The 12509-nt window shown below is 62.1% G+C and carries 9 protein-coding genes and 1 pseudogene; 4 read left to right on the forward strand and 6 right to left on the reverse strand.

From position 1 onward, the window contains the following. From J0I64_RS19645 to J0I64_RS19665, 5 genes and pseudogenes are all read right to left on the reverse strand, one after another. A partial coding sequence (locus J0I64_RS19645; RefSeq protein WP_291411436.1) for a Gfo/Idh/MocA family oxidoreductase occupies positions 1-983 on the reverse strand: 983 nt, incomplete at its 3' end. Further along, positions 980-1959, reverse strand: a pseudogene (locus tag J0I64_RS19650) (Gfo/Idh/MocA family oxidoreductase). The gene J0I64_RS19645 and the pseudogene J0I64_RS19650, both read right to left, overlap by 4 nt. Positions 1960-1963: 4 nt before the next feature. Beyond that, on the reverse strand, positions 1964-2833 hold the full coding sequence (locus J0I64_RS19655) for a carbohydrate ABC transporter permease (RefSeq protein ID WP_291411438.1): 870 nt from the start codon (positions 2831-2833) through the stop codon (positions 1964-1966). Between the two features lie 7 nt (positions 2834-2840). After that, positions 2841-3788: a carbohydrate ABC transporter permease gene (locus tag J0I64_RS19660; protein ID WP_291411441.1), complete on the reverse strand. Its 948-nt coding sequence runs from the start codon at positions 3786-3788 to the stop codon at positions 2841-2843. A 2-nt stretch (positions 3789-3790) separates the two neighbouring features. Beyond that, positions 3791-5083 carry an extracellular solute-binding protein gene (locus tag J0I64_RS19665; RefSeq protein ID WP_291411442.1) on the reverse strand — a complete coding sequence of 431 codons (1293 nt, stop codon included), beginning with the start codon at positions 5081-5083 and terminating at the stop codon, positions 3791-3793. 430 nt (positions 5084-5513) lie between these two features. Between J0I64_RS19665 and J0I64_RS19670 the strand changes: the two genes are divergently transcribed. The 3 genes from J0I64_RS19670 (at position 5514) to J0I64_RS19680 (ending at position 10362) form a co-directional block, all read left to right on the forward strand. Beyond that, the gene (locus J0I64_RS19670) at positions 5514-6434 is read left to right on the forward strand and encodes a LysR family transcriptional regulator (RefSeq protein ID WP_291411444.1); all 921 of its coding nucleotides are present in this window, start codon (positions 5514-5516) and stop codon (positions 6432-6434) included. Positions 6435-6521: 87 nt separating this feature from the next. Next, positions 6522-9440, forward strand: coding sequence for an FAD-binding and (Fe-S)-binding domain-containing protein (locus tag J0I64_RS19675; RefSeq protein WP_291411446.1), 2919 nt, complete (start codon positions 6522-6524; stop codon positions 9438-9440). Between the two features lie 235 nt (positions 9441-9675). After that, complete coding sequence (locus J0I64_RS19680) at positions 9676-10362, forward strand: PadR family transcriptional regulator (RefSeq protein WP_366933765.1); 687 nt, start codon at positions 9676-9678, stop codon at positions 10360-10362. Positions 10363-10559: 197 nt separating this feature from the next. On the opposite strand, the gene J0I64_RS19685 is transcribed toward J0I64_RS19680, so the two are convergent. Continuing rightward, positions 10560-11123, reverse strand: coding sequence for a TetR/AcrR family transcriptional regulator (locus J0I64_RS19685; RefSeq protein WP_291411448.1), 564 nt, complete (start codon positions 11121-11123; stop codon positions 10560-10562). 301 nt (positions 11124-11424) lie between these two features. Between J0I64_RS19685 and J0I64_RS19690 the strand changes: the two genes are divergently transcribed. Further along, on the forward strand, positions 11425-12509 hold a 1085-nt coding region (locus J0I64_RS19690), incomplete at its 3' end, for a Gfo/Idh/MocA family oxidoreductase (protein ID WP_291411450.1).

The raw sequence follows: 12509 nt of genomic DNA on the forward strand, positions 1-12509 counted from the left end.
GCCGTCACCAGTTCAAGCGAACGGCGGGAATCGGCCGAGGTTACCGGCAGCGGACGCTTGCCGTCGATGGCGTCATAGAAGCGCGCCATCTGGGTCTGGAAACGGCTCGGTACATGCTGCCAATTGGCCAGCAACGCCTCGATCCTGGCCTTCACCTCGTCCGTGCGCGGCAGGATTTTCCAGAGCGCATGGCCGGGATTGTAGGGGGCATGATCGCTTTCGATGGTGACGTTTTCGAACTGCAGGCGGATGCGGGTGATTTCATCCACCGAACCGAGCGTTGCGGTAAAGCTCGCAAGGGCGCCGCTCTTCATTTCGAGGGAAGCGGAGATCGTGTCTTCCACTTCGATCGGATTGACGCGGGTCGCGACGCGCCCAAAGACGCGTGAAATATCGCCCATCAGGTAGGTGAAAATATCATGCGGGTGGATGGCATGACCCATCAGCACACCACCGAGTTCGGTCTTCCACTTGCCGCGCCAGGGCACGGCATAATAGGGGGCCTCGCGGCGCCACATGGTTTCGACGGTCCCGGCGAATGGCTTGCCGGCAATGCCGGAATCGATGACCGCCTTGGCCTGCTCGATGCCATCGCCGAAGCGATACTGGAACACCGGCATCAGCTTGCCCTTGGCCGTTTTCTCGGCTTCCATGACCTCGTCGACCTGCTTGAGCGAGCCGACCAGCGGCTTTTCGCAAACCACGTGCTTGCCAGCCGTCAGCGCCGACATGACCATGGAATAGTGCACGCCGGGCGGGGTGCAGACGTCAATGATGTCGATGTCGTCCATGGCGAGCAGATCGTCATAGCTGGTGACGCGGCGTTCGACGCCGAATTCATCGCCGATCTTGGCAAGACGTTCGGGATCCAGGTCACAGAGCGCGAGTACCTTGAACTTGTCGGCATTGGGCAGATAGCCCTCGACGATATGGGAGCGGCCGATGCCGCAACCGACGACGGCGACGTTGAGAATCCGGCTCATTTCACCCACTCCGTACCCTGTTCGGCCTTGGCCTGGGCGGTCAGCGCCAGCTTCATGGCATTGTAGCAACGCTCCTGCGGCATGGCCGTCTCGGTGCGGTTGCGGACGTCATCGAGGAACTGGCGACCAAACGGCAGCTCGACCTGCGAACAGTCGATGTGCTGGGTGCCCTTCTTGTCGACGAGGAAGAGGTGGTCCGTACCGGGGCGGCCGACGACGTCGATATATTTCCTGAGTTCGATATAGCCTTCAGACCCTCGGGGGTGAACCAGTCGACGCGGATATAGCCGGTGGTGCGTTCGGTGCGCACATGCGCATCGCCCACGTCCTGCAGGCCAGGACGATGCGGATGGTTGCGATTGTAGACGCTCGAAGAGGTCACTTCGCCATCATTGGCATTGGAGAAGAACAGGAACTGCTCGAACTGGTGGCTGGCGATATCGCAGAGGATGCCGCCATAGCGATTGCGGGTGAAGAACCAGTCGGGGCGGTTGTTGAGGCGCAGCGAGTGCGGGCCGAGGCCCACGGTATTGATCACCTCGCCGATGGCGCCCTTGGCAATGAGATTGCCCGCTTCCACGGTCGCCGGCACTTCGAAATGCTCGGAATAGAGCACGGAGAAGATGCGGCCCGTTTCCTTCTGGACGCGCTTGATCTCGTCGAGTTCGGCGAGCGTGGTCATGCCCGGCTTGTCGGTGAGCACATCCTTGCCGTGCCGCATGGCGGCAAGGCTGATGGCGGCGCGATCGCCCGGAATGGCGGCGGTCACGACGATCTGGATCGCGGCATCCTCAAGGATGGCCCGGGGATCGGAAACGCGCTGGGCTTCGGGATATTTCGCCCCGAAGGTGGCGGCGAGATCGTCTTCCACGGCGTGGAAGGCGACAAACTCGGCGCCAGCGCGCTTCAGGCAGTCCACCTGGCCATAGATGTGGGCGTGATTGATGCCGATGGCGGCAAATTTCAGGTCTGACATAGGCTTAACGCTTCATACCAGTGGTGGCGATGCCCTCGATGAGCAAGCGCTGGAAGATGAGGAAGAATAGGAAAATGGGCACGATGGAGAGGACGCTCATGGCGAATAGCCCGCCATAGTCCGACATGCCGGTCGAGTCCGTGAAGGTGCGCAGACCGAGCATGACCGTGTAGTCGCTCATCTTGTTGAGGTAGATCAGCGGCCCGAAGAAATCGTCCCAGGTCCAGATGAAGGTGAAGATGGCAGCCGTCGCCAGAACTGGGGTCGAAAGCGGCAGCATGATCTTCCAGTAGATGCGCCAGGGCCCGGCGCCATCCATCATCGCGGCCTCATCGAGTTCGCGCGGAATGCCGCGGAAGAACCGCACCATGAGGAAGATGAAGAAGGCATCGGCCGCGAGGAATTTTGGCACGATCAGCGGCAGGAAGGTGTCGACCCAGCCGAGCTGACGGAACAGCACATATTGCGGGATCAGCGTCACCTGATAGGGCAGCATCAGCGTCATCAGCATCAACGCGAACCACATCCTGCGGCCGCGGAATTCGAGGCGCGCAAAGGCAAAGGCCGCCAGCGAACAGGCAAAGACATTGCCGATCACCGAGAAGATCGAGACGATGAAGCTATTGGTGAAGAAGACCGAGAAGCTGGTCCTCAGGCCATGCCAGCCACGGAAATAAGCATCGAGGCTCCACGAGGTCGGGATGATGCTGGCCGAGGTAAAGATCTCGTTTTCCGGCCTGAACGAGGCAGCGAGCATCCACAGCAGCGGATAGAGCATCAGGATCGATGCACCGATCAGCAGGCCATGACTCACCACCGACGTCAGGCGCTTGCGCCAGACCGGGGTTTCGGCGCCGACAACGGTCAGTTTCATGGGGGCATCAGTCATCGTAGTGCACCCAGTATTTGGAGGTGAGGAAGGAGAAGGCGGTGAAGAGCGCGACGAGCGCGAGCAGCACCCAGGCCAGCGCCGAAGCGTAGCCCATGCGGAAGAAGCCGAACGCCTCCTGGTAGAGATAGAGCGTGTAAAAGAGGGTCGAGTTGATCGGGTTGCCGGTGCCGCCCGAGATGATGAAGGCGGGCGTAAAGCTCTTGAAGGCTTCAATCGTCTGGATGATGGCGTTGAAGAACACGACCGGTGTAAGCAGCGGCAGGGTGATCTTCCAGAACTGGCGCCACTTGCTGGCGCCGTCGAGCGAGGCCGCCTCATACATGTCCTGCGGAATCTGCCTGAGGCCAGCAAGGAAGATGATCATGGGCGAACCGAACTGCCAGATCGAGAGCACGATCAGGGTCCAGAGCGAATAATTGGGGTTCGAAATCCAGCTCGGCCCGATAATGCCGAAGATGGAGAGGAACTTGTTGACCAGACCATCGGCCGCGAAAATCTGGCGCCAGAGAATGGCGATGGCGACCGACGCGCCAAGCAGGCTCGGCAGATAGAACAGCGAACGATAAAGGGTGAGACCCTTCATGCCGCGATTGAGCAGCAGGGCAACGCCGAGCGCGAAGGCGAGCTTGAGCGGTACCGAGAAGACCACGAAGAACATCGTCACGCGCATGGAGGCGGCGAATTTCGGGTCGTTGGTGAACATGCGGACATAGTTGTCGACGCCGGCCCAGCGCGGGGGCGTCAACAGGTCGAAGTGGTTGAAGCTCAGATAGAGCGAGGAGATCATCGGCCCCAGGGTCAGCCCGAAAAAGCCGATGAACCAGGGCAAGAGGAACAGGTAGCCGGGAGCATCCTGCTGCCAGATCCGTTTCCAGGGCGACGGGGCGGCCGCGCGCTCCCCGGTGGGAGCGCCCGTATCCAGAGAACGCGCGGTCATGCTTAGCTGGCCCGTTCGAGAATGGCCGTTGCTTCGGAGACGAAGTACGGACCGGCATCTTCCGGCGTACGAGCGCCGAAGGACACTTCCTGGCCGATCGTACGCAGCAGCGAAATGTCGATTTCGCCCGCAGCGGCCGGCGGCGGCGGCGGCAGCGGCCCGAGCAGGTCGCCCAGATTCGCCACGAAGTTGAGGGCGATCTGGTTGGCTTCGTCCAGCGTCGGGGCCACGACGTCGCGGGTCGCGGGCAGGCATGGAATACCACGCTCGACGCCCAGGATTTTTGCTGCGTCAGAATTGGAGATGAAGAAGGTCAGGAATTCGGCGGCCTTCTCCTTATTGGCCGAAGAGCCAGCCACGGAGAAGAACATCGAGGGCTTGCGGTAGTGACCACCGCCAACGCCAGCGGCGAGACGCGGGTAGCCGACCATGTCGAGCTTGTCCGGCACAAGAGCCTGGAAGCCGACGAGCTGGTTCGAGTTCGACGGCATGAGCGCCGACTTGCCCGAGACGAGCATGGTGGTTTCGAGCGGCCCGGTGTCGAGCGCCTGATTGTCTGGCGCGACGATAACGCCGGCATCGCGCATGGTCTTCCAGAGATTGAACCATTCGACCATTTCGTCGGCACCGAAGCCGAGCTTGCCGTCGGCGGTATAAAGGGCCATGCCCTTCTGACGCAGCCAGTTGTCGAGCATGGGCTCGGTATAGGAGCCGTCCGACATCATCTTCATGCCGTTGCGGATATTGGCCTTGGCGAAGGCTTCGCCCTTGGTCATCAGCTCTTCATAGGTCCAGGCATTGGTCGGCGGTTCGACGCCGGCTTCCTGGAAGGCCGCGGTGTTGATCAGGGTCGCGACCGAGTTGGCGCCGAGCGAGATGCCATAGAGCTTGCCGTCGACCTTGCCGCCTTCGAGCTGGTCTTGGTCAAAGCCGTCGAGTTTCAGCGCGCCGCCGACGAATTCGTCGAGCGGGGCGATGGCGTTGCGCTTGGCGTATTCAACGATATAGCGGTAGTCCATCTGGATGATGTCGGGGGCATTGCCGCCGGCGGTCTGGGTGGCGAGCTTGGGCCAGTAATCGTTCCAGGCGAGGAACTCACCGTCGATCTTGTTGCCTGTTGCGGCCTCAAACAGATCCGTTACGCCATAGGTGCGGTCGGCGCGGCTCTGGCCACCCCAAAAGATGAGCCGCATATTGGCGGCCTGAGCCCAGCTGGGGCTGATGCCGGCGGCACCGGCCGCCATAAGAGCCGAAGTCCCCATCAGGAACTGACGGCGGTCCATACGAAATGTCATGTGTTTCCTCCCTAGAACGGTCTTGCTCCGAATGCCCGGAGCGTACTTTGGATTAGCGACCTCCCCGTCGCTAAATCACCAACCAGTTACTAACTCTGTCAGATGAGTTCTCCATAAGCAGCCGCTTGTGGCTACGCTTTGCAATTCATCTCCAGACAAATAACCAGCCAGTTACCCCATATCACAGGTTGGCGCCGAGGGGCAACATACCTTGTATGGAAGATTTTCTGCGACGAGCCGTTCCTGTTGGCGGCCGGCCCGCACAGTCTGCCCTGACGATGTCCTCCCGGTTTGCCCGCCGCTGCCAGATGGTTCCACACGGCCGGGGCTTGGTTTGTTCAGTTCCGAGATTGGCCCAAAAAAACGTTCTGGAAAACTACGAAATCACCACGCATATTATAGATATAATCTATGGCCAGGAGCAAAGACCATGGACAAGCTTCTGAGCCAGTTTCTGGCAGTGGCGGACGCGGGCTCGCTAAGCGGGGCCGCATCGACATTGTTCGTCACCCAGCCGACCCTGACCTTCAACATGAAAAAGCTCGAGGAAACCATCGGGGCACCGCTCTTTGAGCGATCTTCCCGCGGGGTTAGGCTGACGCGCTATGGCGAGACGCTTTACGAGAACGCCCGGCTCATGCAGCGCCTCTATGACAACACGCTGACAGCCATTGCCGGCCAGCAGCGCGGCAGCGATCGTGGCCTCGCCGTCGGATCGGGTTATTCATGGTGGACCATGTTCCTCAAGGACATGGTGGTCGATTACCAGCGCGAATTTCCCAATGCACCGGTGCAGGTCAGTCTCGGCAACCAATTGCGCCTCATGGACCAATTGCTTTCGGGCGACATTTCTATGTTCCTTGCCCATGAGATCGACGGGCTCAGCCCCGCGGTGGGCACCGACTTCATCCCGCTCTCGCGCGTCTACAATGCCTATTTTGTGCGGGAGAAGCACGCCCTGCTTGGCGCCCCGCGCAGTCAGGCCGAGATTTCGGCCTATCCCTCGATCATCAGTTCGCTGGCGGAGAGTCGGCACGAGCGCTTCTTCGACCCCTCCCGCCGCCGCACCCGGGTCGAGACCGTGTTCGACCGCACGCATTTCGCTTTCCGCTCCAATTCGCTTGCCGCCTGTATTGACTACGCTCTCGCGACCGAGGCCGTCCTCGGGCATACCCACGTCATGCGCGACCACTTTATCCTTCGTGGGCTCTATGAGGTGATTCAGGCCGACCCCAAGCGACTGGCCGTTGCCGGTCTCTACGTACTCAAGGAGCGGCGCGGCGAAGAGCGCGTCGAGGACATGATTTCCCGCATTGCACGGGCCGCCCAGGCGACACTGCCACCGCTCTAGCCAAGCGCCGCCAAAGCGGCCAAAACCGAAATACCGCGCGCCCATTTTTCTCGCACGGCCGAAACTAACATGTTAGCCTCACGCATTATGCAGCAAGCCCCTCTGTTTTCGACCCAGCCCCACGCCCCCACTCCCGATCGTCTCGCCGCCGGCGAGCGAGTTGCGGCGCGCCTCAAACCCCATATGCGCGGCGCCATCCATACTGATCCGCTGATGACCTATGCCTGGAGCGGAGACGCCAGTTCCTACCGGCTGATTCCGGCCGTGGTGGTGTTCGTCAATTCCGAAGACGAGGTCCGCGAAGTTTTCAAGGCCGCCCGCGCCGAAGGCCTGCCCGTCACTTTTCGCGCCGCCGGCACTTCGCTCTCGGGCCAGGCGGTCACCGATGGCGTATTGGCGGTTCTGGGCGATGGCTGGCGCAAGCTCGACATCCAGCCGGGCGCCGAAAAGATTACGCTCGGGCCGGCGATCATTGTCGCCGAGGCCAATCGGGCCCTGAAGCAATTTGACAAAAAAATCGGGCCGGACCCGGCGAGCCAGGCCACCTGCAAGATCGGCGGCGTGGTCAACAACAATTCGTCCGGCATGTGCTGCGGTGTCGCGCAAAACACCTATCACACCATGGACCGGCTCCGGATCGTCCTCACCGACGGCACCATGCTCGATAGCGGCGATGCCGCCAGCCGTGACGCTTTTCGCGCTTCGCATGGCCGGATGCTTGAGGGTCTGCACCAGCTCCACCATGACGTGATGGCAGACGAAGAACTGGTCGCCCTGATCCGCCACAAATACCGGATCAAGAATACCGTCGGCTATTCGCTCAACGCGCTGGTCGACTATCACGACCCCCTCGACATCCTCATCCACCTGATGGTGGGCTCGGAAGGCACTCTCGGCTTCGTCTCGGAAGTCACCTACAACACCGTGCCGGAACACCCGTTCAAGGCGACCGGGTTGATCCCCTTCCCCGATCCGCAATCGGCTGGCCGCGCCATTATCGAAATGGCCAATGGCGGCGTGCAGGTCACGACCGGCGTCACTGCTGCCGAATATATCGAGCGCCGCGCCCTCGCCACGGTCGAACACCTCGCCCCCATGGCCCCGCTCCTGCCCTGGCTGACCGAAAATTCGCCGGCGGTTCTGATCGACGTCACGGCGCCGGACGCCGCAACGCTCGAGGTAGAGGTCGCCAAGGCCAATGCGCTTCTCGCCCGCCATGGCGCCACCCATATCGACCTGTCCACCGACGAGCATCGCAGTCACGCCCTCTGGGATATAAGAAAAGGCTTCTTCACCTCGGCCGGCGCGGCGCGCCCCAAGGGCACGATCATGCTCACCGAGGACGTCGCCGCCCCGATCGAAAAGCTCGCCGAATTCGTCGTCGACCTCCGCACCATGCTCGATGAGCACGGCTATACCGACGCCGTCATCTTTGGCCACGCGCTTGCCGGCAATCTCCACTTCCAGATGGGCGACGATTTTTCGGTGCCCGGTGCTGCCGAAAAATTCGACGTCTTCAACCAGGAGCTCAGCAAGCTCGTCTCCCTGCGCTATGGCGGGTCGCTGAAGGCCGAGCACGGCACCGGCCGCGCCATCGCGCCCTTCGTCGAAGCCGAATGGGGTTCAAAGGCCTATGCGATCATGCATCGCATCAAGGCCCTCTTCGACCCCGAGCGCCTGCTTAATCCCGGCGTGCTGCTCAACGATGACGAAAAAGTCCACGTCAAAAACCTGAAGGTCATGCCGCTGGCCGACGAAATCGTCGATCTCTGCATCGAATGCGGCTTCTGCGAGCCGGCCTGCCCCAGCCACCACATGACGCTGACCCCGCGCCAGCGTATCGCCGTCACCCGCGAACGCGCGCGCTTGCGGGCCAGTGGCGAAGATCCGGCCCGCCTCGCCCGCTTCGAGGCCGATTTCCAATATGCCGGCATGGACACGTGTGCCGCCTGCAACCTCTGCTCGCTGCGCTGCCCAGTCGGCATCGAGACCGGCACACTGATCCTTGGCGAACGCGCCCGCCGTCGTGGCGGCACCGCTCACACGGTCGCCCGCCTTGCCGCCGATCATCGCGGCACGGTGGAACGCGCCATGCGTGGCGGTGTCGCGCTGGCCGACGCTGCCCGCACCATCATTCCCGCCGGTGCCGTCGAAGCCATCACCGACACCACGCGTCGCCTCACCGGCAATCGCGTGCCCCGCGTCTCCCGTGCGCTCCATCACGGCCCCGGCGCCCCACGCGCTCGCGATACTAGGCAGGACCCACGCAAGACGGGCTTCCCCGTGCCCACCGCGCAGACCGGTCGGCCGCAGATCGTCTATTTCCCCGCCTGCCCCAGCCGCATGTTCGGCGCGCCGAAAACCGAGCATGACCTGCTCGACACGCCCGCCGCCATGATGGCCCTCCTCGAACGCGCCGGTTACGACGTCGTCGTGCCCGATCACCTGACCGGCCAGTGCTGCGGCCAGCCCTTCCAATCGAAGGGTTTTCCCGAGCAAGCCGCCGAAGTCGGCAAGGCGCTCAAGGCCGAACTCTCAACGCTCTCCGATGCCGGCAGGCTCAGCGTCGTCACCGACGCCTCCACCTGCGCCAAGCATTTGAAGGAGTTTCCGGGCGATGCGCCCGTGGCCGACTCGGCCCAGTTCCTCGTCACCCATGTGCTGCCAAAGCTGGCGATCACGCAGAAACTGCCCGTCGTCGCCGTGCACCACAACTGCTCGGCCCAGCGCCTCGCCGAACAACCGGCGACGGAAGCCGTCGCCGCGGCCTGCGCGGAAAAACTCGCCGTGCTCTCCTCGATCACCTGCTGCGGCTATGCCGGCGACAAGGGTCTCTTCATCCCCGAACTCAACGCCCACGCTACAAGACGCGTCGCCAATGACATCCCGGACAATTGCACCCTGGGCGTCTCGACCGTCTCAACCTGCGCCTCGGGCCTGACGGAGCGGGCAGACATACCCTTCGTGAGCCTGGCCAGCCTCCTCGAATGGGCCAGCCGGCCCTGAGGTCAATGATCGAAGGGCGGAATATATCCGCCCTTCACCTCTCCCTCGGGGGAGGGTAGCCCGCAAGGCCGGGCAGGGGGCTCTCCGGTCCGCACAATCCTCCACCCCAAAATCCTATGACGCCATAGCGCCAGTCTCGTCGCTCCCAAAAACTTTCATAAGATATATCTTGAAACATAGTTCAGCTGCGCCAATCTCCTGATCACGGGCTTAGAAACATATCGGGAGACACATCATGTCTTACTGGCGCAATGGTGAACCCAACTGGCGGCGTTTCGAGCAGATGGCTCGGCGCGGCTGGGGCAAGTTCCAGAATTTTACCGATGAAGACCTCGGCCAGCTCGGCGGCAATTTCCGCGTCGGCCGCATGCTCGCCTCGGGCGATGTACGCCTCGTCGCGCTCTATCTCATCGAGCAGCAGCCGCGGCACGGCTACGATCTGATCAAGGCCATCGAAGAACGCTCCAACGGCGTCTATTCGCCGAGCCCCGGCATCGTCTATCCGGCCCTCACCTATCTTGAGGAAGCCGGCTACGTGACCTCATCGGCCGAGGGCAACAAGAAGCTCTATACGATCACCGACGAAGGCCGGGCGCATCTCAACGAAAACCGCGAGGCCGTCGCCTCGACGCTCGACTTCCTCGCCCGCACCGGCGAGCAGTTCAACCGGTTCCGCGAGTTCGTCCGGGCCGACTGGCCCTTTGGCACCCGCCCCGAAGACGGCAACGAACCACCGCGCGGCCCGGAAGACCGGCCGCTCCATGACGTCGTGCCTGAACTGGACGCGGCTCGAAAAGCCCTCAAGGGGGCGATCAAGAAAGCCCGCCACGGCTCCGAAGACCACCAGCGCCGCGCCGCCGAAATCCTGCGCCGCGCCGCTGCAGAAGTCGACGGGCTCAGCGAGGATGACGTGGATCTCTAGGCCACTGCCTCCGGCCTCCCCTCGGATGGGAGAGGCCGGGCGGGGATGACGGCAAACTCGAAGCCCCTGGGCCTTCAGCCCAAAAGAACCCCTCAAGCCCCCGGCTTGGTCTTTAAATAATCCAGCACCATCTGCACGGCATGCGCCTCGCGCTCCTGCACCATGGCGACACTGGAAAGATCGCGCTCGAAGATCACCTACAGCGTCGCCGTATTCGACACGTAGAAAAATCCCAGCGCCGCCACCGAAATATAGAGCTGCACCGGATCGACATCGCGCCGGAAAATCTTCGCCTCATTACCCCGGGCAATGATCTCGGCGATCTGCCCCACGAGCGGGGAATGCAGCGCCTTGATATCGGGCAGCGTTTTCAGGAATCGCGCGTTTTCGATGTTTTCCGTGCCGAGCAGGCGCGGAAACCAGGGATTGGCCAGAAAGTGCCGGAAAGTGAACCGCACCAGCCGGTCCATGGCCTGGATCGGATCATATTGGTCAAGGCTCAGGGCCCGCTCGCCCTTGCGTATCTCCTGATAGGCATCGAGCAGCACCGCCCCGTAGAGATCTTCCTTGTTGCCAAAGTAATGGTAGCGCAGCCGCTTGTTGGCCCCGGCGCGCTCGGCAATGGCATCCACCCGCGCCCCTTCAAAACCGCGATCGGCGAACTCGACCCGCGCGGCCGAAAGAATCGACGCCTTGGTTTTGGCCGAATTGCGCGTGCGCTTCGGTGCGGCCTGATCTGCGGCTGGGATTGTGTCTGACACGTCGTGGTACCGCCGGAATGATCGTGAAGTGATTGGGCCGAGGCGCGAGGCCAATACCAGCCTCATCCAAAGCAGTAAAGCAACCGCGCAAAGCCCTCGCCTGAACGCCCCCGGCGATTTGCCGCCTTTTCCAGCAAATCTGCGGCTCCCCTCCCCCAGTGTCAAGCAGAAGTAACCGTACAGTGCGATATCGGATGCGCGGCAAATGTCCGTTTCTCTATCACACCGGCTTGACGCCTGCCCATGGACGGCGCTAAGCAAGTAACCAATCAGTTACACCGCAAAGCGGCCGGAGGAGCATATGGCGGAACAACGCATCGGCATCATCATGCATGGCGTCACGGGGCGCATGGGCTACAACCAGCATCTGGTTCGCTCCATTCTCGCGATCCGGGATCAGGGCGGCATTGCGCTCGCCAACGGCGATCGTCTCGTCGTCGATCCGATCATTGTCGGCCGCGACCGCGACAAGATCGAGCGCCTCGCCAAGAAGCACAACATTGCGCGTTGGGGCACCGATCTCGACGCCGCCCTCGCCAATCCCGATGACACCGTCTTCTTCGATGCCGGCACGACGCTGATGCGCGCCGGGCTTCTCGAAAAGGCCCTCGCTGCCGGCAAGCACGTCTATTGCGAAAAGCCTACTTCGGACGACCTCGAAGTCGCGTTGAACCTTGCCAAGACCGCCCGCGCGTCGGGTCTCAAGCATGGCGTCGTGCAGGACAAGCTGTTCCTGCCGGGCCTGATGAAGATCAAGATGCTGCGCGATTCCGGCTTTTTCGGCGACATCCTCTCGGTGCGCGGCGAATTCGGCTACTGGGTCTTTGAAGGTGACTGGCAGAAGGCCCAGCGTCCGTCCTGGAACTATCGCAAGAACGATGGCGGCGGCATCATCCTCGATATGCTCTGCCACTGGCGCTATGTGCTCGACAATCTATTCGGCGAAGTGAAGGCGGTTTCCTGCCTCGGGGCCACGCACATTCCCGAGCGCGTCGACGAAAACGGCAAGCGCTTCAAGTGCGATACGGACGATGCGGCCTATGCCACCTTCGAACTCGAAGGCGGTGTCATTGCCCAGATCAACTCGAGCTGGACCACCCGCGTGCGCCGCGACGACCTCGTCACTTTCCATGTGGACGGCACCAAGGGTTCGGCGGTTGCCGGCCTCCACAAGTGCTGGACCCAGCATCGCGTCAATACGCCGAAGCCGGTGTGGAACCCCGACCAGCCACAGACCATGAACTTCTTCAACGACTGGGAAGAGGTTCCGGACAACTGGCCGGCCGATAACGGCTTCAAGGTGCAGTGGGAAATGTTCCTCCGCCACGTCGCCGAAGACGCGCCGTGGCCCTATGGGCTCGAAGCCGGCGCCAAGGGCGTGCAGCT

Origin of the sequence: Devosia sp. (assembly GCF_017307565.1) — a bacterium.
Lineage (GTDB): Bacteria > Pseudomonadota > Alphaproteobacteria > Rhizobiales > Devosiaceae > Devosia.

Excerpts from the sequence above, each read along its gene's own strand:
- J0I64_RS19675 (WP_291411446.1), top strand. The coding sequence starts at position 6,522 with ATGCAGCAAGCCCCTCTGTTTTCGACCCAGCCCCACGCCCCCACTCCC.
- J0I64_RS19660 (WP_291411441.1), bottom strand. The coding sequence starts at position 3,788 with ATGACCGCGCGTTCTCTGGATACGGGCGCTCCCACCGGGGAGCGCGCG.
- J0I64_RS19670 (WP_291411444.1), top strand. The coding sequence starts at position 5,514 with ATGGACAAGCTTCTGAGCCAGTTTCTGGCAGTGGCGGACGCGGGCTCG.
- J0I64_RS19655 (WP_291411438.1), bottom strand. The coding sequence starts at position 2,833 with ATGAAACTGACCGTTGTCGGCGCCGAAACCCCGGTCTGGCGCAAGCGC.
- J0I64_RS19665 (WP_291411442.1), bottom strand. The coding sequence starts at position 5,083 with ATGACATTTCGTATGGACCGCCGTCAGTTCCTGATGGGGACTTCGGCT.
- J0I64_RS19680 (WP_366933765.1), top strand. The coding sequence starts at position 9,676 with ATGTCTTACTGGCGCAATGGTGAACCCAACTGGCGGCGTTTCGAGCAG.